The following is a 22,911-nucleotide window of genomic DNA, read 5'->3' as shown; positions in this document are numbered from 1 at the left end:
CCTTGCAAGCCGTTATTTCTTCGCCGCCCGGATGTCCCCCAGAAAGCTCTCGATGGCGGGCAAGGAGCGTTCGACCATGATCCCGACGCCTTTCGCGTTTGGGTGCATGCCGTCCTCGAGCTGGGTTCCCGCGACCGCGACCACCCCGTCAAGAAAGAACGGATAGAGCGGTACGTTGTGTTTCTTGGCCAGGCGCGGGTAAATCTCGCCGTAGCGCTCGGAGTATGCGTGCCCCATGTTCGGGGGCGCCATCATGCCGGCAAGCAGAACCGGAATGTTGCGCTCTTTCAGGCGGGAGATGATGGCGTCGAGCTTCTTTTCGGTTTCGTCGGGCGATATCCCCCTCAGCGCATCGTTGGCGCCGAGCTCGAGGATGACGCCGTCCGTGCCGTCCGGTACCGACCAGTCGACACGCGCAAGCCCGCCCGATGTCGTATCGCCCGAAACACCGGCATTGGTAACAACGACGTCATGGCCCTTCGCCTTCAGCGCAGCTTCGAGCTGCGCCGTGTAGGATTCGCTCGGTGCAAGCTGGTAGCCCGCCATAAGACTGTCGCCGAAACCAACCAGCTGTATAGGCTGCTGCGCAGTCGCCGGCCCGATCGCCAGGAACGACATGACGAGGAAGTGAAGGAGGATTGCTTTAAATCTCAAGGCCCGTTTCCTAGATTTGCGCTGGCGTGGCGCGGCTTCGGTCATTTCATGAAGGTCAATATAGGAAGCTTTGTTTTGACTGAAACCATCATCGAACTGAGCCAGGCGGATCTTACTCTTGGAAGTGCCGCGGCGTCCGTCCACGTGCTGAAGCAGATTGATCTCCAGGTCCGGCGGGGAGAGGCCGTCGGGATCGTCGGCCCTTCGGGATCGGGCAAATCCACCCTCCTGATGGTGCTGGCCGGCCTGGAGCGTCTCGACAGGGGGGAGATTCACATCGCGGGCGAGCCTCTTCACGCCCTTTCGGAAGACGCCCTGGCGGATTTCCGCGGACGCAATATCGGCATCGTCTTCCAGTCCTTTCATCTCATCGCCAACATGACAGCGCTCGAGAACGTCGCGGTCCCGTTGGAGCTTGCCAATGTCCGCAACCCCTTCGAGATTGCGCGGCGGGAACTTGCCGCGGTCGGGCTTGGAGAGCGTCTGAACCACTATCCGGGCCAGCTATCCGGCGGGGAGCAGCAGCGCGTCGCGATCGCCCGTGCGCTTGCGCCCTCGCCGCTCGTCCTGATCGCCGACGAACCCACCGGCAACCTCGACGCCGAAACCGGCCGGCAGATTGCCGACCTGCTGTTCGCCAAGCAGGCAGAGCGCGGCATGACCATGCTGCTCGTCACCCATGACACATCCCTCGCTGCCCGCTGCACCCGCCAGATCCACGCCCGTTCCGGCGAAATCGTCGGCGATTCGGCGGTCGGCGCCGTTCCTGAGGCCGTGCGGGCATGAGGCGGCCCCTGCCGCGGCTGGGAACGGCCTGGAGCCTGGCGCTGCGCGAAATGCGCGGCGGCCTTTCCGGCTTCTATATATTCCTCGCCTGCATTGCGCTCGGGACGGGTGCCATCGCTGCGGTGAATTCTGTCTCGCGGGCGATCACCGGCGCTATCGCGACCCAGGGGCAGGATATCCTTGCCGCAGATATCCGATTCGAGCTCGACAATCGCGAAGCCAATCCGGAAGAACTCGCCTTCCTGCAGGAATTGGGCGATCTGTCGGTTTCCACCGGCCTGCGGTCCATGGCGCGCGTGCCCGACGGGTCGGAGCAGGGCCTGGTGGAAGTCAAGGCGGTGGATGGAGCTTACCCGCTCTACGGCGCATTCGAAGCCGAGCCGAACCGCCCGCTCGGTGAACTGCTGCGGCGGGACGGCGCGATGTTCGGAGCTGTTGCCGCGCCGCTGCTTCTCGATCGGCTGGGCCTTGCACCGGGGGACGAGCTTCTGCTCGGCAATGTCAGGCTGCGGCTCTCGGGCACGGTCGTTTCCGAGCCGGACGCGATCTCCGACGGCTTCGGCTTCGCGCCTCGGCTTCTCGTCAGCCGCGAAGCGCTGATGGAGTCGGGCCTCATCCAGACCGGCAGCCTCGTCGAACATGCTTACAAGATCGCCTGGGCGATCCCCGCCTCCGCGGCACCGTTCCCGCCCGCGCCTCAGCGGAGTTTCCCGATGCCGGATGGTCGATCCGAACGGCCGATCGGGCTGCGCCGTCGCTGACCGAAAATGTCGAGCGCTTCTCGCAATTCCTGACGCTGGTGGGATTGACGGCGCTGATCGTCGGCGGCGTGGGTGTCGCCAATGCGGTGCGCGCCTTCCTGGACGCCAAGCGCACGACCATCGCCACCTTCAAGTGCCTCGGCGCGCCGGCTGCGACCGTTACCGCTATATATCTGATCCAGATCCTGCTTCTCGCCGCAGTCGGCATCCTGTTCGGACTGGCGATCGGAGCCGTTGCGCCATTCATCGCCATCCGGTTTCTTGAGGGCGTGCTTCCCGTTCCGAAGGAAGTCGTTTTCTATCCCGGCGCGCTGGGGCTGGCGGCCCTGTTCGGCCTGCTCATAACCTTCGCCTTCTCCGTCATTCCGCTCGGTCATGCTCGGGAGGTACCGGCGACGGCGCTCTTCCGGGAGCAGAGTTTCGAGGAGGGCCGGCTCCCCTCCTGGCCCTATCTCCTGGCGGCGGCGGCGGCGCTGGCGCTCCTTGCGGCGCTGGCGATATGGACGGCCGAGGAGCGTTTCGTCGCGACCGTCTTCCTTGCCGCCGTGGCCGGCGCTTTTGTCCTGCTGAGACTGGTGGCGCTTCTGATCGCGGCCTTGGCGAGACGAAGCCCCCGTGTCCACTCTCCGGCCCTTCGGCTCGCTATCGGCAACATCCATCGGCCCGGCGCGCTTACGCCGTCGGTCGTGCTGTCGCTTGGGCTGGGGCTTGCGCTGCTGGTGACGCTTGCGCTGATCGACGGCAATCTGCGCCGGCAGTTGACCGGAAGGATGACCGAGCAGGCGCCGAACTTCTTCTTCGTCGATATCCAGAGCACCGAGCGTGAAGGCTTCCTCGACATCCTGCGCCGGCACTCTCCCGATGGGACCGTCGACCAGGTGCCGATGTTGCGCGGCCGGATCATCGCTTTCAACGATCAGGACGTTACCCGAATGGAGGTACCGCCCGGCGGGCGCTGGGTTCTCAGGGGCGATCGGGGCATCACCTACGAGGAAGCCATGCCCGCCAACTCGACATTGACGGAAGGAAGCTGGTGGCCCGTAGACTATGACGGCGAGCCGCTCGTTTCCTTCTCCGCCGAAGAGGCCGGCGAACTGGGCCTGAAGCTCGGCGATACGGTGACGGTGAACGTGCTCGGACGAAACATCACCGCGCGCATCGCCAACTTCCGCCAGGTAGAATGGGAATCGCTTTCCATCAACTTCGTGATGGTCTTTTCGCCGAACACCTTCCGTGGCGCTCCGCATGCCTGGCTCGCGACCCTCACCGACGGAGATGCGACCGCCAAGCAGGAGGCTGCGATCCTGCGGGAGGTCACCAATGCCTATCCGACCATCACCTCGGTCCGGGTGAGGGATGCGATCGACATCGTCGACCGCCTGGTTGGACAACTGGCGACGGCCATCCGCGCTGCCGCCGCCGTCGCGCTCGTGGCGTCCGTTCTGGTGCTTTCCGGTGCCTTGGCGGCGGGCAATCGCGCCCGCACCCATGATGCCGTCATCCTCAAGACGCTGGGCGGGACGCGCGGCCTGCTGATCCGCGCCTTCAGCTATGAATACATGATCCTCGGCGCGGCGACCGCCGTCTTCGCCCTCGTGGCCGGCGGGGGAGCCGCCTGGTACGTGGTCAGCCGGATCATGAACCTGCCTTCGAGCTTCCTGCCCGACGTCGCGCTGGCCACCCTGCTGGGTGCTCTCGTCCTCACCGTCGGCATCGGACTGATCGGGACGTGGCGGGTGCTGGGGCAGAAAGCGGCGCCCGTCCTGCGCGAATTGTGAGGCCGATCGGCCGATCACATCCGCGTCAATGGCGCTGCAGGCGCGGTCAACGGATGAGGAATCGCAACGGCCGGGAGCGGAAGCCCTTGTAGGAAAGGCCATATGGCATCATATTCGATGCAGGCTTGCTGAGCTCCGCAGCGGCGCCTGGGATCCCGATCCCGACACCGTGAGCAACACCGGAGCTTGAAAGAGGAAACGATGGCTGACTTCAACAACTACCAGAACCGTATGGCGCAGGACCGTGCGCAGACGGCAGCGATGATCGACGAGGGCCTTCGCGCCTACATGCTCAAGGTCTACAACCTGATGGCGCTCGGTCTCGCGATCACCGGCATCGCCGCCTATGGCACCTACGCTCTGGCGGTTTCCAACCCGGCCTTCGCGCAGTTGCTGTTTGCGTCGCCGCTCCGCTGGGTGATCATGCTGGCTCCGCTCGGCATGGTTTTCTTCCTGAGCTTCCGCATCAACTCGATGAGCGTCGGCGCCGCGCAGACGACCTTCTGGATCTATGCGGCCCTGATGGGCCTCTCGCTCTCCTCGATCTTCCTCGTCTTCACCGGCGAGAGCATCGTTCAGACGTTCTTCGTGACCGCCGCCTCGTTCGGCGCGCTGTCGCTCTACGGCTACACCACGAAGAAGGACCTGTCGGGCTTCGGCTCGTTCCTGATCATGGGCCTGTTCGGCCTGATCATCGCCTCGCTCGTCAACATCTTCCTGCAGTCCTCCGCGATGGGCTTCGCCATCTCGGTGATCGGCGTGCTGATCTTTGCCGGTCTGACGGCCTATGACACGCAGAAGATCAAGGAAATGTATTTCGACGGCGACGACGTCGCGGTGGCTGGCCGCAAGGCCATCATGGGTGCGCTCACCCTCTACCTCGACTTCATCAACCTGTTCATGTTCCTCCTGCAGTTCCTCGGCAATCGCAACGAGTAACCGGGCAGCGGAACCTGGCACTACCGGAAGGCGGGGCTTCGGCTCCGCCTTTTTCGTTGCCCGCGGCTTCTCGGCCTACTAGGCTGATGCTTGTTTTTCTATTGCCGGTTCCATGACCTACACCCTCCGCGACGTCTGCTTCGCCGACCTTCCCTCCATCACGGCCATCTACGCGGAGAGCGTCATCAACGGGACGGCGAGCTATGAGCTCAGTCCGCCGGATCAGGATGAGATGGAATCGCGCTGGCGGGCGATCCGGGACAAGGGCTATCCGTATATCGCCGCCGCGGCCCCCGAGGGAAAGCTTCTCGGCTATGCCTATGCCTCCGCCTTCCGCACCCGGCCGGCTTACCGCTGGCTGGTGGAGGATTCGATCTATCTCGCGCCGGAAGCGCGCGGGAAGGGGGTCGGCAAGGCGCTGCTTTCGGAACTCGTCGCCCGCTGCAGGGCTCTCGGCTTCCGGCAGATGGTGGCCGTCATCGGCGGGGCCAGCCCAGCCTCCATCGGCGTCCATCAGGTGCTCGGCTTCGAGCACTGCGGCACCCTCAAGGGCACGGGCTTCAAGCACGGCCGGTGGCTGGACACGGCGCTGATGCAGCTGTCGCTGGGGGAGGGAGTGACGACGGATCCCGATCCGCAGGCCTATCCCGGCACGCTCTACCCAGGCTAGTCGATCAGCTTGAGCGCCTTGTCGAACACCTTGAGCACCTGCGGCAGTTCGTGGCCGCGCTTGAGGATCATGCCGTGGGTGTTGAGGACGGAGTACGCGCCCTGCTTGCCGGCGAGCTTAGGGTTCTTCTCGATCCGGTAGAGCGGCATTTCGCCTGAACGCTTGAAGATTGAGAAGACCGCGCGGTCCTTCATGTGGTCGATGGCATAGTCCTTCCACTCGCCTTCACCCACCATGCGGCCATAGATCCGCAGGATGGCATCCAGTTCACGTCGATGAAAGGTAACGGGGACGGGGTCTCGGGTCTGGCGGTACTCGGTCAGGCTGACCACCACCGTGTCCTGGGCGCTGCGGTCGCCAGGCAAATCCGGTTGATCCGTCATCACGACTCCATTGATATGTCAGTCGCATGACAGTTTGCCTCAGCGGGACCAAAAAGCAACCGGCAACCGATCGCCGCCCGCCGGGCCGGGCCAGCTTTTTATTCTTGCCGTATTTCGAACAAAACACTGCCGGATTCGCAGACAACATTCCTCTGCGTTGGTTGGCCCATCCGGCCCCAATAGATCCGGCCCGGACACATTGACCCTTACCCCCAGCCCCCCAATGTCTCCGGGTCGGATCGCCTCCCTCGCTTCAGGGGCGCTTGCGTCCGGCCATCAGGACCGTGGCGCCGATGATCGCCGCCGGCTCGCCTCCCGGCCCCGATCTCTGCAGCAGGATGGCGCAGCCGTCCTTTTTCCACTTGCCCATGAACTTGCCCGGCAATGACAGCTTCAGCGGCTGGCCGTTCCACATCCCCACGGACTGCACGTCGTAGACGCTGTGCCAGTACTCCATGGTCTTGCCGGCATTCTCCCCCTTGGAAACCTCCACCTCCTGCCGCTTGGTGAAGTAGGCGACGACGACCTCCGCCTCGCCCTGGCCAGCGCCGATCTCGATCTCGATCTCCTTGCCGAGCATCCGGGCGTTGACGGGAACCGCCAGGCCGTTGCCCTGGGCGCTCAGGCTGTCGATCGTGCCGTTGATCGCTCCGAGCTCCGTCCCCTTGACGTGGTCGCGGCCATTGATGACAGCCTGCGGGGTATAGACGCCGCTTCTGCCGAGCGACTGGGCATAGCCGTACTGCCGCTCGGTGTTCGCCTTCGAGCTGAGCGTGTCCGTCCAGCCGAGATAGTTCCAGTAGTCCACGTGATAGGACAGCGCCACCACGTCACCTTGCTGAACGAGTTCCTTTAGGACGGCGTCGGCGGGCGGACAGGACGAGCAGCCCTGCGAGGTGAAGAGCTCGACCACGCCTTTGAGGGGCTTTGCCTCCCCTGCCGAAGCGACGCCGGCAGCCAGGACGCCGGCAAGGAAAATCGCTCTGCGGAGGATGAGCAGCATGAAACGCGGACCTCTTCAACTGGCATTTGTTAGCCACGCCTGATCGCGCTGATCAAGAGGGTAACGTGAGAACGGGGCAAAGTAACCGGGCCGGCGGCTCAAGAGGAAGTCACGATGGGGTGAGGAGGCAAGTCCGGTCGCGGACACGTGCTATCTCCGTCGTCACATCAGCTGCTGGAGGCCCTGAACGATATAGACGCCACCGACGCCGGTCACGATCCAGCGGGTCCATGTGCGGAAGTTCGCGTCCGTCATCCGCTGCAGGATGATGTTTCCGGCGCGTGTGCCGAGGATGGCGATCGGGGCGGCGAACAGGATGGCGATCCAGTCGGAACCGGGCAGGACGGTCGCCGCCCTCCAGTAGAAAATCACCTTCGTGGCGTGGGCGAGGAGCTGCGTGGCGGCCTTCGTGGCGATGACCTTGCGTCGGTCCATGGCAGTGCGGATAAAGAAAATATCGATGACGGGGCCGGAGACGCCCACGCCCACCATCAAAGCCCCTGAAATCACGCCGCAGACAAGGGAATGCGACGGGCGGGAGGCGTCCAGCTGCAGCCGCTGCACCGGAAGCCATACGAGGATCGGCATCAGGCCGATGGCAATCGAGACGACGATGATGTTCGGCGCGTAGTCCACGGCCAGGAGGACGACGGCCGAGACCGCCAGGCCGAAGCACAGGATGCCCAGGATGCGGTAGTCGATATAATGCCGCGAGAACCAGGCGCGGGAGCCGTTGGCGACCATCTGGATCACCCCGTGGACCGCGATGGCCGTGCCGACGGGCATCATGAGCAGCAACACCCAGAGAAGGATGAGGCCCCCCGCCATTCCGAATACCCCGGAAAGCAGCGAGGTAAGGAAGACCGTCAGTGCCATGCCGATGAGGATGACCGGGCTCAAGGGGGATACGCTCCGGCGAGTATGGGGGCAGGGCGCCGCAGGCAAGACACCCGCCGGACGTTCCGGCGGGTGTCTTTGTCGCCGTCAGGCGGCCAGGTCGCGCAGAACGGTCTGCAGGATCCCGCCGTTGTTCATGTAGATGACCTCGTCGAGGGTGTCGATGCGGCAGAGGATGTTGATCTCCTTCACCGTCCCGTCGCCGTAGGTGATCTTCGCCGTCTTCCATTCGCGCGGCTTGATCGGACCTTCGAGGCCTTCGATCGTCACGGTCTCGTCGCCCTTGAGGTTGAGGCTGGCCCAGCTGGTGCCTTCCTCGAGGACGAACGGAACGACGCCCATGCCGACTAGGTTCGAGCGGTGGATGCGCTCGAAGGATTGGGCGATGACCGCCTTGACGCCGAGAAGGTTGGTGCCCTTCGCGGCCCAGTCGCGCGACGAGCCGTTGCCGTATTCGACACCGGCGAAGATGACGAGCGGAACGCCCTCGGCCTTGTACTTCATGGCCGCGTCGTAGATCGACATCTCCTCCTTCGACGGATAGTGAATGGTGTAGCCGCCTTCCCTGCCGTTCGGCCCGAGCATGTGGTTGCGCAGCCGGATGTTGGCGAAGGTGCCGCGCATCATCACCTCGTGGTTGCCGCGACGCGTGCCGTACTGGTTGAAGTCGGCAACTCCCACCCCGTTCTCGGTAAGGTAGGCGCCGGCCGGGGAGGCCGCCTTGATGGAACCCGCCGGGGAGATGTGGTCGGTGGTGATCTTGTCGCCGAACAGGCCGAGCACGCGTGCACCCCTGATATCCTTCAGGCCGCTGCCCGTCTTGCCCATGCCCACGAAGTAAGGCGGGTTCTGGACATAGGTCGACTTGTCGTCCCAGGCATAGGTGTCGCCGGGCGGAACCTTGACTGCCTGCCAGTTGGCGTCGCCCTTGAAGACGTCGGCATACTTCGTCTCGTAGAGCTCGCGCGTCACGTACTTCTGGATGAACTCCTGGACCTCGTGCGAGGTCGGCCAGATGTCCTTCAGGTAGACCGGGTTGCCGTTCGGATCTTCGCCGAGCGGTTCCGTGGTCAGGTCCTTCTGAACCGTGCCGGCCAGCGCATAGGCCACGACGAGCGGCGGCGAGGCGAGGTAGTTCGCCTGGACGTCCGGCGAGATGCGGCCTTCGAAGTTGCGGTTGCCGGACAGCACGCCCGAAACGATCAGGCCCTTGTCGTTGATCGTCTTGGAGATCGGCCCCGGCAGCGGGCCGGAATTGCCGATGCAGGTCGTGCAGCCGAAGCCGACGAGGTTGAAGCCGAGCTTGTCCAGGTCGGTCTGGAGGCCGGACTTCGCCAGGTATTCGCCGACCACCTGGGATCCGGGTGCCAGCGACGTCTTGACCCACGGCTTCGTCTTCAGGCCCTTGGCCACCGCATTGCGGGCCAGCAGGCCTGCGGCGATCAGGACGCTCGGGTTCGAGGTATTGGTGCAGGACGTGATCGCGGCAATCGCCACGTCGCCATGGCCGAGATCGAAGTCGGTGCCTTCCACCGGGTACCGGCTCGAGAGCTGGCCGGGCTTCTTGTAGTCCGCTTCGAGGGCCGTGGCGAAACCGGAGGCGATGTTCTCCAGCGGGATGCGGCCTTCCGGACGCTTCGGGCCGGCCATGGACGGTACGACGTCGCCGAGGTCGAGTTCCAGCGTGTCGGTGAAGACGATGTCGGAGCCGTCGCCTTCACGCCACATGCCCTGCGCCTTGGAATAGGCTTCGACCAGCGCGATGCGCTCCTTGGTGCGGCCGGACATGTTGAGGTAGCTGATGGTTTCGCCATCGACCGGGAAGAAGCCGCAGGTCGCGCCGTATTCGGGACCCATGTTGCCGATCGTCGCGCGGTCTGCGAGCGGCATGTTGTCCATGCCGGGGCCGAAGAACTCGACGAACTTCGAGACGACGCCCTTCTTGCGCAGCATCTGCACGACGGTCAGCACGAGGTCGGTCGCGGTAACGCCTTCCTTCAGCTTGCCCGTCAGCTTGAAGCCGATCACTTCCGGCAGAAGCATCGAGACGGGCTGGCCGAGCATGGAGGCTTCCGCCTCGATGCCGCCCACACCCCAGCCGAGAACGCCGAGGCCGTTGATCATCGTGGTGTGCGAATCGGTGCCGACGCAGGTGTCCGGATAGGCCACCGTCTCGCCGTCCTCTTCCTTGGTCCAGACGGTCTGGCCGAGGTATTCGAGGTTGACCTGGTGACAGATGCCGGTGCCGGGCGGAACCACACGGAAGTTCTTGAACGCCTGCTGGCCCCACTTCAGGAACCGGTAGCGCTCGCCGTTGCGCTCGTATTCAAGCTCGACGTTCCGGGCGAAGGCCGTCGGCGTGCCAAATTCGTCGACGATGACGGAGTGGTCGATGACGAGATCGACCGGAACCAGAGGATTGATCTTCTCGGGATCGCCGCCGAGGGCCTTGATGCCGTCGCGCATGGCTGCAAGATCGACCACCGCCGGGACGCCGGTAAAGTCCTGCATCAGCACGCGCGCCGGACGATAGGCGATCTCGGCCTCCGTCTGGCCCTTGTTGTTCAGCCATTCGGCGACGGACAGAATCTGCTCCTTGGTGACGGACTGGCCGTCTTCGAAGCGCAGCAGGTTCTCAAGCAGCACCTTCATGGAGAACGGCAGTTTCGAGACGCCGGGGAGACCGTTCGCTTCCGCCTTTGGCAGACTGTAATAGACATAGTCCTTGCCGCCAACGGTAAGGACGGACCGACAATTGAAGCTGTCGAGAGATTTAGCCACGGAAAATAACCCCGCTGATATAGAGCCAACACGCGCGTGCGGACGCCTATGCACTACTGCACATCAGGATGCGGGTGCGACCATTTCCGCTGTCCGCACGAGAAGAGTTCGTCTTCAGGTTCGGCGCAAGATGGAAATCACGCCGGTCGCTGGCGTGGTTGCGAAGCTTATAGATAATTTCTAAGAAGGGTTCCAGACTGCTGAAGTGGCAACGACGCAAATTTTTTCAGTCGGGTGATTAAAAACTTAACAAAGGCTCGATCATGCGGCTGACGGCCGAGGGTTTGGCCGCGCGACGCGGCGAAGACCTGCTTTTTTCCGACATTTCGTTCGATCTCGGCGCCGGGGAGGGGCTCATCCTCACCGGCCGCAACGGTTCCGGCAAATCGACCCTGCTGAGGGTAATCGCCGGCCTTCTGCGGGCAGAGAGGGGAGCGGTGACCTGGCACTCCTCCGGCGACGGTCCCATCCGCGCCGGCGAGGCCTGCCACTATCTCGGGCATCGTAATGCGATGAAGGCGGAGCTGTCGGTGGAGGAGAATCTCGGCTTCTGGAAAAGCTTCTTCGGCGACTTCAAGGGCGGGACGGGCATTTCCGCCGCCGAGGCGGCCGACCGCGTCGGCCTCGGCGGCATCACCCATCTTCCCTTCGGCTATCTCTCCGCGGGGCAGCAGCGCCGCATGGCCTTCGCAAAGCTCCTGGTATCCTATCGGCCGGTCTGGATCCTGGACGAACCCACTGCCGCCCTCGACGCAAGAGCCGAGGCGACATTTGCGGACCTCATCCGCGAACACCTCGGCCGTGGCGGCATCCTGCTTGCGGCAACGCACCAGCCGCTGGGGCTGGAGGGCATGCGGGAATTGCGGATGACCGGGTTCGCCGGGGTGGCCGGGGAGTTTGGGGCATGATGTCTCTACTCCTTCGCGACCTGAAGCTGTCCGTCCGGGCCGGTGGCGGGGCCTTGATCGGCGTTCTCTTCTTCATGACCGTCGTTGCGGTGATTCCGTTCGGCGTGGGTCCCGACCTCAACCTCTTGTCCCGGATCGGCCCTGCCATCGTCTGGATCGGTGCGCTGCTGGCGGCCCTGCTCGGCCTCGACCGGCTGTTCCAGACGGAGCGAGACGACGGATCGCTCGACCTGATCCTCATGCAGGAGCACCCGCTGGTGCTGACAGTCCTCGTCAAGTGCGTGGCCCACTGGGTGGCAAACAGCCTGCCGCTGGTGGTTGCCTCACCGCTTCTCGGCCTGTTCATGAACATGAGCGAAGTGGCGATCGGGGCGGTTGCCGTGACCCTTCTGGTCGGAACCCCCGCCCTCACCTTCATTGGGGCGGTGGGAGCCGCTGTCGCGGTGAGCCTGCCGAGAGGGGGGCTGCTGGTCTCGATCCTCGTGCTGCCGCTCGCCATTCCGGTGCTGATTTTCGGCGTTAGCGCCTCCTATGCGGCGGTCGAGGATCCCGCCCCGTTTATGCCGCCTTTCCTGATATTATTGGCCATCACGATGTTTTTTGCGGTTCTCGGGCCGCTCGGTGCAGCGCTGGCTTTGCGCAATGCAAGCGATTGACTAGAATCAAGTCTGCAAGCGCCGTGTTCGCCTAGAAAGATGCCATGACCCAGAGCCTCGCCATCACCAAGTTCAGCGACCTTGCCAATCCAACCTACTTCCTGAACCTTTCAGGAAGGATCCTTCCGTGGCTGGGCTGTCTGACCGCCGTCCTGTTCGCGGCCGGCCTCTATCTCAGCTTCACCACGGAGGGGGACTACCAGCAGGGCGAGACGGTGCGCATCATGTATGTGCATGTCCCGGCGGCATGGCTGTCGATGATGTGTTACTCGGTGATGGCGCTGTCTGCGATCGGCACCCTCGTCTGGCGTCATCCGCTTGCTGATGTCTCTCACAAGGCCGCCGCCCCGCTGGGTGCCGCCTTCACGCTGATCGCCCTCGCCACCGGCTCGCTCTGGGGCAAGCCCATGTGGGGCACCTGGTGGGTATGGGATGCGCGGCTGACCTCGGTCTTCGTCCTGTTCCTGATGTATCTCGGGCTGATCGCGCTCAACCGGGCGATGGATGACCCGTCGAAGGCAGCACGGGTCAGCGCCGTGCTGATCCTCGTCGGCTTCGTCAACATCCCGATCATCAAGTTCTCGGTGGAATGGTGGAACACGCTCCACCAGCCGGCCAGCGTCGTGCGGCTCGATGGCCCGACGATCGATCCGGAATTCCTTATCCCGCTCCTGGTCATGGCCTTCGCCTTCACCTTCCTTTTCTTCACCCTGCACCTGATGGCGATGCGCAACGAGATCTGGCGACGGCGGGTGACCGCCCAGCGGCGCATGGCAGCACGCATGGCCAGCCGGGAGAATTGAAATGAGCCATGGTTTCTATATCGCCCTATCCTACGCGATCTCGGCTCTGATCGTCGCCGTCATGCTCGGCCGGATCTGGCTGGACGGCCGCGCTCGCCAGCGGGAACTCGCGGAACTCGAGGCCTCCGGCATCCGCCGGCGGTCGAGCGCAGCCGGGAAAGGCGAGTTGGCATGACCAGCGACACCGAAAAATCGCCGGCCCGCAGCCGCGGCATCGGCCGCTACGTGCTCGCCCTCGTGCCGCTTCTCGTTTTCGCAGGTTTCGCCCTGATCGCCGGCAAGATGCTCTACGACCAGGACGTCAACGGCCGTGACATCTCCGCCATTCCCTCGGCCCTGATCGGCCAGAAGGCGCCTTCGCTTGCGCTTCCGGCCCTCGACGGCGCGAACACCCCGGCGCTAAGCGACGCCGCCATCGCCGGCAGGCTGACGCTTGTCAACGTCTTCGCCTCCTGGTGCGTCCCCTGCCGACAGGAGCACCCGATCCTCAAGGAACTGGCGAAGGACGAGCGGCTGACGGTGGTCGGCATCAACTACAAGGACCGCAACGACAATGCGTTGCGCTTCCTCGGCGAACTCGGCAATCCCTATGATGCGATCGGCGTCGATCCGAACGGCAAGGCGGCAATCGACTGGGGCGTCTACGGCATTCCCGAAAGCTATCTCGTCGGTGCGGACGGGACGATCCTCTACAAGAAGGTCGGCCCCTTCGATGAGCGGACGCTGACCCAGGAACTGCTGCCGGCCATTGAGAAGGCTGCCGCCGGGGCCTGACCGTCAGCCCAGCGCCGCCTGCCACTCCCGGATTGCATCGAGCGGCCAGAGCAGCATCAGGACGTTGAGCGTCAGGTTGTCGCGGATGATCCAGCCGGTCAGAAGTTCGAACCCCAGCGCAATGGCGATCGTCAGCCAGATCGGCAGCCGCGCGGCGGCGAAGAAGCCGAGGGCCATGAAGATCGTGTCCATCGCCGAGTTGAGGATGCTGTCGCCGGTATAGCCGAGGGCCATGGTCTCGGTCCGATACCTGTCGATCACCATCGGCGTGTTTTCCAGGACCTCCCAGGCCGCTTCGACCAAGACCGCAAAGGAAAGCCGGGCGGCCAGGAGCGCGCGGCGAAACAGCAACCAGGCGAGGGCGTAGAACAGGAAGCCGTGGATGATGTGGGAGGGCGTGTACCAGTCCGACAGGTGCTGGGAATTGCCGCTGGAGTTCACCCCGCCTTCCCAGAGCTTGACGTAGCCGCATTCGCAGATCGGGATGCGACCCATGGCGTAGAGGACCACGAGCTGAAGCACGAAGAGCGTGAGGGCCACGAGCAACCACCGCCGCGACCACGGTGACCACGACGACGGAGTAGCGACGACGCTCACTTGTCGGCTTCCGCGACGACGTGGGGAATGGTGTGGCGCATGATCAGCGGCAACTGCGCAAAAGTGAAGGCAAGCGTGATCGGCATCGTACCCCAGACCTTGAAGTTGACCCAGAAGTCGTCGGAGAAGTTGCGCCAGACGACTTCGTTGAGCACAGCGAGGAAAAGGAAGAAGATCCCCCAGCGGAAGGTCAGTTTCTGCCAGCCTATCTCGTCGAGATTGAAGGCGGCGTTGAAGACGTAGCCGAGAAGCGACTTCCCGAACAGCAGCCCCCCGAGCAGGACCACGCCGAAGAGCGTGTTCACGATCGTCGGCTTCATCTTGATGAAGGTCTCGTCCTGCAGCCAGATGGACAGCGTCCCGAAAACCATGACGACGACACCGGAGACGAAGGGCATGACCGGCAGGTGCTTGAAGACGATCTTCGAGACGATGAGCGAGATCACCGTCGCGACCATGAAGAGCGCCGTCGCAATCAGGAGCGGGCCGCCGACGACCCCCAAGGCCGGGAAGGTTTCCGCCAGCCATTCGCCTCGGATGTTGCCGAAGAAGAAGACCAAGAGCGGCCCGATCTCGAGCGCGAACTTCAGCATCGGGTGATGCTTTTCTTCCGGTGTGGCCTTGGTATCGCTTTCGATCTGCATCGATTCAACTTCTGCTGATGGGGTTCGGCGGCTGGAAACGCTGTTTCTGTGGCATCAATGCGTCAGGCCGGCAATGGCCTTGGCGAAATCATCCGCCTCGAAAGGCTCCAGATCGTCGACCCCCTCTCCGACGCCAATGAAATAGACCGGCAGCTTGTGCTTGGCCGCGATGCCGACAAGGATGCCGCCGCGCGCCGTCCCGTCGAGCTTGGTCATGATCAGGCCATTGACGCCCGCAACATTGCGGAAGATCTCCACCTGCTGCAGCGCATTCTGTCCGGTGGTGGCGTCGAGCGTCTGCAGGACCGTATGCGGTGCGTCCGGATCGAGCTTGGCGAGCACGCGGACGATCTTTTCGAGTTCCGCCATCAGCTCAGCCTTGTTCTGCAGGCGACCGGCCGTGTCGATGATCAGCACGTCCGACTTCTTTGCCCGCGCCTGCTCGAAGGCGTCATAGGCAAGGCCGGCGGCATCTGCACCGAGTTTGGTGCCGATGAATTCCGAGCCGGTGCGATCTGCCCAGATCTTCAGCTGTTCGATTGCCGCAGCCCGGAACGTGTCTCCCGCGGCCAGCATGACCTTCAGCCCCGACCCCGAGAGCTTCGCGGCAAGCTTGCCGATCGTGGTGGTCTTGCCCGTGCCGTTGACGCCGACGACGAGGATGACATGCGGCTTGTGGCTAAGGTCGAGTTGGAGAGGCTTGGCGACCGGTGAGAGCACCTTGCTAATCTCGGCGGCCATGATGCGCGAAACGTCTTCGCCGGTAACATCCTTGCCGTACCGTTCGGCCGATAGCGCACCGGTGATGCGCATTGCGGTTTCCACCCCGAGGTCGGACTGGATCAGCAGGTCCTCCAGGTCTTCCAGCGTTTCCTCATCCAGCTTGCGCTTGGTGAAGAGAGCGGTGATCTGTCCGGTAAGCTGGGAGGAGGTACGGGCAAGACCAGCCCGCAGGCGCTGGTACCAGGTCATCCGGGGTGTCACGACCTCCGGCTCCGGCACCTCCTCGACCCGGGTGGTGAAACCCTTCGGCAGAACGGGTTCGGACACCGGCGAGCTTTCGGTACCGGCTTCGCTCTCTGCCTCCAGCAGCGACAGCGGCACGATGCCGATTTCCGTGTTCTCTTCGGCGCCGGGAAGAAGGGGCGGCAGTTCTTCCTCCGATGGCTCTTCATCTGCCGGCTCGGATTCCACTGGCTCCACGACATTCCTTGCGTCATCAGCAGCCGGTCCGCCGGCCGTCTCCATCTCAACCGGCGCCACCGGGTCTACCGGCGAAACCGGCAGGTCCTCTTCGCGCGAGCGCGGCTCAACTTCCGCTTCGATCGCCGCGGCTTCCGCTGGCGTCAGGTGCTCTTCCGGCGCCTGTTGCTCGATCGGCTTCTCCTTGCCGAAGGTGAAGACCTTTTTGATGAAGCCTAGTGCCATGAATTCCGCTCCGGTTACGCCGCCAGTGCCGGCGCAACCTCCATATCGAGATGTTTGCCGTTGTGGCCGGTAATGATAACGCGCCGGATCTCGCGGGGAACAAGCCCGGGCGCTGCGACCAGCGAAAAGTTTTCGGTATGGGCCATGCCGTTCATCTCGACGATGATCGTCTGCTCGCTTCCGGTCATGCGGTCGAGATGGGCCCGATGCAGCGCATCGCCACGGGCACGCAGACGCGCGGCTCGCTCCTTGACCAGCGATCGGTCGAGCTGCGGCATGCGCGCCGCCGGCGTGCCGGGACGGGGGCTGTAGGGGAAGACGTGCAGGAAGGCGAGGCCCGCTTCCTCCGCCAGCATCGCGGCATTCTCGAACATCTCCTCCGTTTCCGTCGGGAAGCCGGCGATCATGTCCGCGCCGAAGGCGATGTCAGGACGCAGGCGCCGCGCCTGCTCGACAAAGGACAGTGCATCGGCGCGGCTGTGGCGGCGCTTCATGCGCTTCAGGATCATGTCGTCGCCGTGCTGCAGCGACAGGTGCAGGTGCGGCATGAAACGGGGCTCGTCGGCGATCAGGTCCCAGAGGTGCCGGTCCGCCTCGATGCTGTCGATCGACGAGAGGCGTAGCCGGAGGATTTCCGGGACCTGCCGCAGCAGAGTCTTGGCAAGATAGCCGAGCGAGGGCTGGCCCGGCAGGTCTGCGCCATAGCTTGTGGCGTCGACGCCGGTCAAAACGATCTCCCGATAACCGCTATGCACCAGCTTGCGCGCCTGATCGACTACGGCCCCCATCGGCACGGAGCGTGAATTGCCGCGGCCGTAGGGAATGATGCAGAAGGTGCAGCGGTGGTCGCAGCCGTTCTGCACCTGGATGAAGGCCCGCACGTGGCCATCGATGTGCTTCACCATCTGCGGCGCGGTGGCCTTCACGCTCATGATGTCGTTAACCCTGAGCTTTTCTTCCGCCGAAACGCCGAAATCCGGAAGGGCCAGGTAGGACGCAGCGTTCAGCTTTTCCTCATTGCCGAGCACCGCATCCACTTCGGCCATTTCGGCGAAGACCTGCTTCTCGGTCTGGGCAGCGCAGCCGGTGACAATGATGCGGGCATGGGGATTTTCGCGGCGGGCGCGGCGGATGGCCTGACGCGCCTGGCGCACGGCTTCTCCCGTGACGGCACAGGTATTGACCAATACGGCATTGTTGAGCCCGGCCTTCTCGGCCTCAGCCCGCATCACTTCCGACTCATAGGTGTTGAGCCGGCAGCCAAAGGTGATGACCTCGACGCCGCTCAATGCGCCTGAGCCCCCTGCCCATGGTTCGTTGCCTCGGGATCACGGCTGAAGGCACCGGTCGCGGGGTCGACCTTGCCGGACCATTCCCATTCGGCGGGGCCGGTCATGACGACGTGATCGTCTTCGCGCCATTCGATGACGAGAGGCTGGCGGGTGGGGCTCGATGCGACATCGATCGTCACCGTGCGGCCGGTGCGGCCAGTACGGGCGGCGGACACGGCGGCAGCGCAGGCGGCCGAGCCGCAGGCAAGCGTCAGGCCGGCGCCACGCTCCCAGGTGCGGGTGCGCAGCGAGTTTCCGGAGGTCACCTGCGCCAGCGTGATGTTCGCCTTTTCAGGGAACATCGGGTGATTTTCCAGGAGCGGCCCGAAGCGCTCCAGATCGAACGTCATCGGGTCCCGCTCCACCCAGAAGATCGCATGCGGATTGCCCATAGACATGACCGAGGGCGAATGGAGTAGCGGCGCGTCGATCGGGCCGATCTGCAGCTCGATACGGCTGGTATCGAAAAATTCCTCCGACAGCGGAATCCGGTTCCAGTTGAAGACGGGCCGGCCCATGTCCACGGAGATGGTGCCGTCCTCGTGCTCCTTGGCATTCAGGACACCGGCGACGGTCTGGAAGGTGAAGGACTTGCGGCCGGTCTCGGCGGCGAGCGCCTGCACGACGCAGCGGGTACCGTTGCCGCAGGCCTGCGCTTTGGATCCGTCCGAATTCAGGATGTCGATCCAGGCGTCGGTGCCGTGCGCCTTCGGATCGTGGATCGCCATGATCTGGTCGAACTGGGTCTGCGGATCGGCGTTCAACGCGACCGCCGCTTCCGGCGTCACCTTGTCCGGGCGGCCACGCATGTCGACGACGAGGATCTTGTTGCCAAGCCCGTTCATCTTCGCGAATTCAACCAGTCCTGCCATTGCCTTCGATCCCGTTGGGCCGTGCCGCTTCCGGCCGTATATGGCGGAAACGGCCGGTAATTACCAGAGCGCGGACATGCGTCGCCACCGCTACCGGGGTGCCGGCGCGGTTGGAGTTATTGCAAAGGAGAGCGCACGCACATGCGAAACCTCTCAAAGTATGTAAGTGTGGCTCCGCATGTGCGTGGCCTTCGGCGTTCTTTCGGGACTTCCGGTCCCTACAGGTGATCGTCTCGCCTCGCTGCACGCAGGATCGCTCCTGCGCTTGGACGGCTCAACCGAACCGGGCCTGGCGACCCGGGGGAGGCTTGATAGGCGGCACATCCTGGATGCTCCGCCATGCCTTTCACCTCCCTGCCCTCACCGCACGTTACGGCATCGGGACAGGGCGCCGGCTCCCGCCTGCCCGCGAACGTCTCGCGAAACACTCCGGCGACGGAAGCAGGCCAAGTATCGCCCACTTTCCGACCATGTGAATCCCGAAGGCGCCAAGTCATTCATTCTGTTGAGATGCACCCGCGGATTCATCCCCCTTAACGGGATCAGCTGGCGGCTGCCGGAACCTCGAAGACTTCGCCCGGCCGCATCGGGCGGAAACGGTCGCGCGGCAGGCTGCGTGCATCGAGCGCCCCATGGAGCGCCTCCACCGGCTCCTCGATTCCTTCATCCGTCAGCTTGAAGGTGCCCCAGTGATGCCCGGCAACATGGGCGGCATCACACAGGAGCATGCCCTCCACGGCCTCATCGGGGTTCTGGTGCTGCGCCTTCATGAACCATTGCGGCTCATAGGCGCCGAAGGGCAGGTTGGCGAGACGGAAGCCGCCATGCTTTTCCCGTGCCGCGCGATAGTTGATCCCCCGATGGAAGCCGGTGTCACCGATATGGTAGATCTTGCCGGCGGGCGTCTCGATCACGAAGGCGGCCCACAGCGCCATGCGGCGGTCGCCGAGACCGCGTGCCGACCAGTGATGGCAGGGTTCGCAATGAAGGGTGACGCCACGGCCGACCTCCAGCCGATCGCCCCAATCCATGACGTCGAAACGTCCATCCTCTACACGGGCGCGGATGATGTCGTCGTTGCCGAGGGGCGTGACGAAGCGGGGCTTATCGCGGCCCTGGAGCACCCAGAGCGTCTCCAGATCCATGTGGTCGTAGTGGTTGTGGGTGACGATGACGAGGTCAATGGGCGGCAGGTCGCCCATGTTGATGCCGGGCGGGTTGACCCGCTTCGGTCCGGCGAAACGAACGGGGCTTGCGCGCTCGTCCCACACCGGATCGGTCAGGATATTCAGGCCTGCGACCTGGATCAGGAACGATGCGTGGCCGACCATGGTGACCACCAGCCGGTCACCTGTTATCCGTTCTTCAGGCACAGCCTGTGGAAACGGACTGGGGAAACTGTCCGGCCAGGCCTTGTTGCCATTGCCGAGCTTCCAGCGAACGAGGTTCAGGAAGCCGCTCGGCTCCTCGCCGTCGGGGTTGAAGAAGAGCTTGCCGTCGAAGTGATCGGTGACGGGCCCGGAATAATATTTGTTGCCGGCCATGGCGCTCCTTGCCGTGACGCCACCGGCGAGCGCGGCAAGGGCTGCGAGCCCGGACCATTGGAGGAATTTGCGACGGTTCATGCGGTTTATGTAGCAGGGCGCGTCGGTGAGCGGGAGGCCTGGCCGTGAGGGCCGGCGTACACGATTACGCGATCTTGATGTCGGTCTTGCTGAAATCGTCGCCGACGAAGAGAAGGGGCGCCTTCAAAGACTTTGCCGCGGCATAGGAGAAGCAATCGCCGAAGTTGAGCCTGGCGGGATGTCCGACAAAGCGGCCGTAGGTGCGGGCGGCCTCAAGGGCGGTGGCGTGCAGGCCTGCCGGGAGTGCAATCTCTACAGCTCCGACGCTCTTCAGAAAGTCATCGACATCTGTCTGCGCCTCCGCAATGACCTTTGGCGGCGTGGGCCGCTGGTCACCGTGCAGACTGATCGCAGTTTTGCGGGCGATCGCTATGACTGCTTCAAAGACTGTTAGCGATGAGTATTGAACGGCAGTCCGTGAGCTCTCGATCCTGGCGAGCAGGACGTCCGCTCCTTCCTCTCGCGTCATGATGGCGACGACTGCCGAAGCATCCAGGAACATCAGTCTTCCCACATCTCGTCCATATAGGCCTTTTGGTCGAATTCGACGGAATGCGGTCCCATCCTGGCGGCGACCCGATCCTGAATTTCCCGGATGCGTTCTTCTAGCGTCGCTTCCTTGCCAGCGCGTTCGAGCTCGTTCTCGAGCGCCACGCGCACAGCTTCCGTTTTCGTCCGTGTGCCGAGCCGGCGCATGAGCTCGTCGGCAAGTTCGTTGACCTTGGCATCGCGTATATACAGGGACATTGGTCTTGCCTTCCACCCAAGAATATTCACTATAGCCGCGGTGAATATTCCCGCAAGTGTTGCCTTGGCAGCTGCGCAGCTTGACTTCCGCTGCCTTTTCCTGTTTATCGCCCGCATCTGCTGACAAGTGACAAGACTTGGAGCCGCCGACCGGGGCCGATTTTACCGAGCCCGGAGGTCAACACCCGACAGCGCGTTGCGCCCTCGGGTGCTTTTTGGCTTTGCCCGCTTCTGGGCGTCTTGTTTTCGTCTCGGAAAGACCCGACGTTTCCGGGCACCGGAAACGAAGAAGGAAGACACGGATGTTCGAAAACCTCCAGGACCGTCTTGGCTCCATCCTGAATGGACTGACCGGCCGTGGCGCATTGAGCGAGGCGGATGTCTCCGCAGCGCTGCGCGAGGTTCGCCGTGCGCTGCTGGAAGCGGACGTGTCGCTCGAGGTCGTCCGCGCTTTCACCGACAAGGTCCGCGAGAAGGCCGTCGGCGCGGAAGTGCTGAAATCGATCAAGCCCGGCCAGATGGTCGTCAAGATCGTCCATGACGAACTGATCGAGATGCTGGGTTCGGAAGGCGTCGGGATCGACCTGCATGCGCCGGCTCCGGTCGTCATCATGATGGTCGGCCTGCAGGGGTCGGGCAAGACGACGACCACCGGCAAGATCGCCAAGCGGCTGACGGACCGCGAGAAGAAGAAGGTGCTGATGGCGTCGCTCGACACGCGACGTCCGGCAGCCCAGGAACAGTTGCGCCAGCTCGGCGTCCAGACGCAAGTCGACACGCTGCCGATCATCGCAGGCCAGTCGCCGACGGACATCGCCGCGCGCACCGTGCAGGCCGCCAAGCTCGGCGGCCACGACGTCGTCATCCTCGACACCGCCGGCCGTACCCATATCGACGAGCCGCTGATGCAGGAGATGGCGGAGATCAAGCGGAAGTCCAATCCGCATGAAATCCTGCTCGTCGCCGACAGCCTGACCGGCCAGGACGCCGTCAACCTCGCCCGCAACTTTGACGAACGCGTTGGCATCACCGGCCTTGTTCTCACCCGCATGGACGGCGACGGCCGCGGTGGTGCGGCACTTTCCATGCGCGCCGTCACCGGCAAGCCGATCAAGCTGATCGGCACGGGCGAGAAGATGACGGAGATGGAGGAATTCCATCCCCGCCGCATCGCCGACCGTATCCTCGGCATGGGCGACATCGTCTCCCTGGTCGAAAAGGCTGCAGAGAACATCGACGCCGAAAAGGCGCGCGCCATGGCCGAGAAGATGGCCAAGGGCAAGTTCGACCTGAACGATCTGGCCGAACAGCTAAAGCAGATGAAATCGCTCGGCGGCATGGGCGGCATCATGGGCATGATGCCGGGCATGGCCGGCATGAAGGACAAGCTCGCCGCCTCCGGCATGAACGACAAGATGTTCGACCGCCAACTCGCCATCATCTCCTCGATGACCAAGGCCGAGCGCGCCAATCCGGATATCCTCAAGCATTCCCGCAAGAAGCGAATCGCCGCCGGCTCCGGCACCGATGCCGCGGAAATCAACAAGCTGCTCAAGATGCACCGCCAGATGGCCGACATGATGAAGGCCATGGGTGGCAAGGGCAAGGGCGGCGGCATGATGAAGCAGATGATGGGCGGCCTTGCCTCCAAGATGGGGCTCGGGGGCGGAATGGGCGGCCTCGGCGGCATGCCGGATCTGTCCAAGCTCGACCCCAAGCAGCTCGAAGCGCTGCAGAAGCAGGCGGAAGCCGCAGGGTTCAAGCCGGGCTCCATGCCGGGTCTTCCGGGCGGCGGGATGCCGGGCATGGGTGGTCTGCCCGGCCTTGGCGGCGGTTTTCCGGGTCTTCCCGGTCTGCCGAAGAAGAAGTGAGGG

General features: G+C 63.8%; 22 protein-coding genes and 1 pseudogene. 10 read left to right on the top strand and 13 right to left on the bottom strand.

Annotation, left to right across the window (positions count from 1 at the left end; all coding sequences use genetic code 11):
• Positions 1 to 12 precede the first annotated feature (12 nt).
• Entirely contained in the window at positions 13 to 654 is a 642-nt protein-coding gene (locus tag RTCK_RS13065) for an arylesterase (RefSeq protein WP_142593090.1), read from the bottom strand.
• Between the two features lie 75 nt (positions 655 to 729).
• Here RTCK_RS13065 and RTCK_RS13060 point away from each other — a divergent pair, with 75 nt between their 5' ends.
• The 4 genes and pseudogenes from RTCK_RS13060 (at position 730) to RTCK_RS13045 (ending at position 5,588) form a co-directional block, all read left to right on the top strand.
• Entirely contained in the window at positions 730 to 1,440 is a 711-nt protein-coding gene (locus tag RTCK_RS13060; RefSeq protein ID WP_142593089.1) for an ABC transporter ATP-binding protein, read from the top strand.
• Positions 1,437 to 3,979 (top strand): annotated as a pseudogene (locus tag RTCK_RS13055) (ABC transporter permease). The gene RTCK_RS13060 and the pseudogene RTCK_RS13055 overlap by 4 nt, the downstream one beginning before the upstream one ends.
• Before the next feature lie 201 nt (positions 3,980 to 4,180).
• Positions 4,181 to 4,918: a Bax inhibitor-1/YccA family protein gene (locus RTCK_RS13050; RefSeq protein ID WP_142593088.1), complete on the top strand. Its 738-nt coding sequence runs from the start codon at positions 4,181 to 4,183 to the stop codon at positions 4,916 to 4,918.
• 112 nt (positions 4,919 to 5,030) lie between these two features.
• Positions 5,031 to 5,588, top strand: coding sequence for a GNAT family N-acetyltransferase (locus tag RTCK_RS13045; protein WP_142522620.1), 558 nt, complete (start codon positions 5,031 to 5,033; stop codon positions 5,586 to 5,588).
• Here RTCK_RS13045 and RTCK_RS13040 read toward each other — a convergent pair.
• The 4 genes from RTCK_RS13040 to acnA form a co-directional block, all read right to left on the bottom strand.
• The gene (locus RTCK_RS13040; RefSeq protein WP_142522621.1) at positions 5,585 to 5,971 is read right to left on the bottom strand and encodes a DUF2794 domain-containing protein; all 387 of its coding nucleotides are present in this window, start codon (positions 5,969 to 5,971) and stop codon (positions 5,585 to 5,587) included. The two genes, RTCK_RS13045 and RTCK_RS13040, sit on opposite strands and share 4 nt — an antisense overlap.
• Before the next feature lie 253 nt (positions 5,972 to 6,224).
• Positions 6,225 to 6,974, bottom strand: a complete 750-nt coding sequence (locus RTCK_RS13035; RefSeq protein WP_142593087.1) for a DUF1223 domain-containing protein — start codon at positions 6,972 to 6,974, stop codon at positions 6,225 to 6,227.
• A gap of 162 nt (positions 6,975 to 7,136) precedes the next feature.
• Positions 7,137 to 7,874, bottom strand: a complete 738-nt coding sequence (locus RTCK_RS13030) for a sulfite exporter TauE/SafE family protein (protein WP_211181455.1) — start codon at positions 7,872 to 7,874, stop codon at positions 7,137 to 7,139.
• A gap of 84 nt (positions 7,875 to 7,958) precedes the next feature.
• Positions 7,959 to 10,652 carry an aconitate hydratase AcnA gene (gene acnA / locus RTCK_RS13025; RefSeq protein WP_142593086.1) on the bottom strand — a complete coding sequence of 898 codons (2,694 nt, stop codon included), beginning with the start codon at positions 10,650 to 10,652 and terminating at the stop codon, positions 7,959 to 7,961.
• Positions 10,653 to 10,915: 263 nt separating this feature from the next.
• Here acnA and ccmA point away from each other — a divergent pair, with 263 nt between their 5' ends.
• From ccmA to RTCK_RS13000, 5 genes are read left to right on the top strand one after another with little or no spacing between them, the layout of a single operon-like run.
• Positions 10,916 to 11,560, top strand: a complete 645-nt coding sequence (gene ccmA, locus RTCK_RS13020) for a heme ABC exporter ATP-binding protein CcmA (RefSeq protein WP_142593085.1) — start codon at positions 10,916 to 10,918, stop codon at positions 11,558 to 11,560.
• Positions 11,557 to 12,216, top strand: a complete 660-nt coding sequence (gene ccmB / locus RTCK_RS13015) for a heme exporter protein CcmB (RefSeq protein ID WP_142593084.1) — start codon at positions 11,557 to 11,559, stop codon at positions 12,214 to 12,216. Before ccmA ends, ccmB begins: the two co-directional genes overlap by 4 nt.
• Before the next feature lie 44 nt (positions 12,217 to 12,260).
• Positions 12,261 to 13,019 (top strand): heme ABC transporter permease, encoded by a 759-nt coding sequence (locus tag RTCK_RS13010; protein WP_142593083.1) that lies wholly within the window; start codon positions 12,261 to 12,263, stop codon positions 13,017 to 13,019.
• A 1-nt stretch (position 13,020) separates the two neighbouring features.
• Entirely contained in the window at positions 13,021 to 13,194 is a 174-nt protein-coding gene (gene ccmD, locus RTCK_RS13005; protein WP_142593082.1) for a heme exporter protein CcmD, read from the top strand.
• Positions 13,191 to 13,793, top strand: coding sequence for a DsbE family thiol:disulfide interchange protein (locus RTCK_RS13000; protein WP_142593081.1), 603 nt, complete (start codon positions 13,191 to 13,193; stop codon positions 13,791 to 13,793). Before ccmD ends, RTCK_RS13000 begins: the two co-directional genes overlap by 4 nt.
• Before the next feature lie 3 nt (positions 13,794 to 13,796).
• On the opposite strand, the gene RTCK_RS12995 is transcribed toward RTCK_RS13000, so the two are convergent.
• The 8 genes from RTCK_RS12995 to RTCK_RS12960 all read right to left on the bottom strand — a co-directional run bounded on the left by RTCK_RS12995 (position 13,797) and on the right by RTCK_RS12960 (position 21,037).
• On the bottom strand, positions 13,797 to 14,390 hold the full coding sequence (locus tag RTCK_RS12995) for a DUF2585 domain-containing protein (protein ID WP_142593080.1): 594 nt from the start codon (positions 14,388 to 14,390) through the stop codon (positions 13,797 to 13,799).
• Complete coding sequence (locus tag RTCK_RS12990; RefSeq protein ID WP_142593079.1) at positions 14,387 to 15,034, bottom strand: septation protein A; 648 nt, start codon at positions 15,032 to 15,034, stop codon at positions 14,387 to 14,389. Before RTCK_RS12990 ends, RTCK_RS12995 begins: the two co-directional genes overlap by 4 nt.
• A gap of 54 nt (positions 15,035 to 15,088) precedes the next feature.
• Positions 15,089 to 16,462 carry a signal recognition particle-docking protein FtsY gene (gene ftsY, locus RTCK_RS12985; protein ID WP_142522631.1) on the bottom strand — a complete coding sequence of 458 codons (1,374 nt, stop codon included), beginning with the start codon at positions 16,460 to 16,462 and terminating at the stop codon, positions 15,089 to 15,091.
• Between the two features lie 14 nt (positions 16,463 to 16,476).
• Positions 16,477 to 17,751: a tRNA (N(6)-L-threonylcarbamoyladenosine(37)-C(2))-methylthiotransferase MtaB gene (mtaB, locus tag RTCK_RS12980; RefSeq protein WP_142593078.1), complete on the bottom strand. Its 1,275-nt coding sequence runs from the start codon at positions 17,749 to 17,751 to the stop codon at positions 16,477 to 16,479.
• Complete coding sequence (gene dapF, locus RTCK_RS12975; RefSeq protein ID WP_142593077.1) at positions 17,748 to 18,665, bottom strand: diaminopimelate epimerase; 918 nt, start codon at positions 18,663 to 18,665, stop codon at positions 17,748 to 17,750. Before dapF ends, mtaB begins: the two co-directional genes overlap by 4 nt.
• A 542-nt stretch (positions 18,666 to 19,207) precedes the next feature.
• The gene (locus RTCK_RS12970) at positions 19,208 to 20,290 is read right to left on the bottom strand and encodes an MBL fold metallo-hydrolase (protein WP_142593076.1); all 1,083 of its coding nucleotides are present in this window, start codon (positions 20,288 to 20,290) and stop codon (positions 19,208 to 19,210) included.
• Positions 20,291 to 20,354: 64 nt separating this feature from the next.
• Positions 20,355 to 20,792, bottom strand: coding sequence for a type II toxin-antitoxin system VapC family toxin (locus RTCK_RS12965; RefSeq protein WP_142593075.1), 438 nt, complete (start codon positions 20,790 to 20,792; stop codon positions 20,355 to 20,357).
• Positions 20,792 to 21,037, bottom strand: coding sequence for a type II toxin-antitoxin system VapB family antitoxin (locus tag RTCK_RS12960; protein WP_142522636.1), 246 nt, complete (start codon positions 21,035 to 21,037; stop codon positions 20,792 to 20,794). Before RTCK_RS12960 ends, RTCK_RS12965 begins: the two co-directional genes overlap by 1 nt.
• 302 nt (positions 21,038 to 21,339) lie before the next feature.
• Here RTCK_RS12960 and ffh point away from each other — a divergent pair, with 302 nt between their 5' ends.
• Entirely contained in the window at positions 21,340 to 22,908 is a 1,569-nt protein-coding gene (gene ffh, locus RTCK_RS12955) for a signal recognition particle protein (protein WP_142593074.1), read from the top strand.
• Positions 22,909 to 22,911 lie beyond the last annotated feature (3 nt).

Source organism: Pseudorhizobium endolithicum (assembly GCF_902153245.2).
Taxonomy (GTDB): Bacteria; Pseudomonadota; Alphaproteobacteria; order Rhizobiales; family Rhizobiaceae; genus Neorhizobium; species Neorhizobium endolithicum.
Note: the sequence above shows the minus strand (reverse complement) of the source record. Positions and strands in the feature narration are given on the sequence as shown.

Bases quoted from the DNA above. Each gene is read 5' to 3' on its own strand.
- ccmB (WP_142593084.1), top strand. From the start codon at position 11,557: ATGATGTCTCTACTCCTTCGCGACCTGAAGCTGTCCGTCCGGGCCGGT.
- RTCK_RS13000 (WP_142593081.1), top strand. From the start codon at position 13,191: ATGACCAGCGACACCGAAAAATCGCCGGCCCGCAGCCGCGGCATCGGC.
- RTCK_RS12965 (WP_142593075.1), bottom strand. From the start codon at position 20,792: ATGTTCCTGGATGCTTCGGCAGTCGTCGCCATCATGACGCGAGAGGAA.
- RTCK_RS13040 (WP_142522621.1), bottom strand. From the start codon at position 5,971: ATGACGGATCAACCGGATTTGCCTGGCGACCGCAGCGCCCAGGACACG.
- RTCK_RS12970 (WP_142593076.1), bottom strand. From the start codon at position 20,290: ATGAACCGTCGCAAATTCCTCCAATGGTCCGGGCTCGCAGCCCTTGCC.
- RTCK_RS12960 (WP_142522636.1), bottom strand. From the start codon at position 21,037: ATGTCCCTGTATATACGCGATGCCAAGGTCAACGAACTTGCCGACGAG.
- RTCK_RS13050 (WP_142593088.1), top strand. From the start codon at position 4,181: ATGGCTGACTTCAACAACTACCAGAACCGTATGGCGCAGGACCGTGCG.
- ftsY (WP_142522631.1), bottom strand. From the start codon at position 16,462: ATGGCACTAGGCTTCATCAAAAAGGTCTTCACCTTCGGCAAGGAGAAG.
- dapF (WP_142593077.1), bottom strand. From the start codon at position 18,665: ATGGCAGGACTGGTTGAATTCGCGAAGATGAACGGGCTTGGCAACAAG.
- RTCK_RS13010 (WP_142593083.1), top strand. From the start codon at position 12,261: ATGACCCAGAGCCTCGCCATCACCAAGTTCAGCGACCTTGCCAATCCA.
- ccmA (WP_142593085.1), top strand. From the start codon at position 10,916: ATGCGGCTGACGGCCGAGGGTTTGGCCGCGCGACGCGGCGAAGACCTG.
- RTCK_RS12990 (WP_142593079.1), bottom strand. From the start codon at position 15,034: ATGCAGATCGAAAGCGATACCAAGGCCACACCGGAAGAAAAGCATCAC.
- ccmD (WP_142593082.1), top strand. From the start codon at position 13,021: ATGAGCCATGGTTTCTATATCGCCCTATCCTACGCGATCTCGGCTCTG.
- RTCK_RS13035 (WP_142593087.1), bottom strand. From the start codon at position 6,974: ATGCTGCTCATCCTCCGCAGAGCGATTTTCCTTGCCGGCGTCCTGGCT.
- ffh (WP_142593074.1), top strand. From the start codon at position 21,340: ATGTTCGAAAACCTCCAGGACCGTCTTGGCTCCATCCTGAATGGACTG.
- RTCK_RS13045 (WP_142522620.1), top strand. From the start codon at position 5,031: ATGACCTACACCCTCCGCGACGTCTGCTTCGCCGACCTTCCCTCCATC.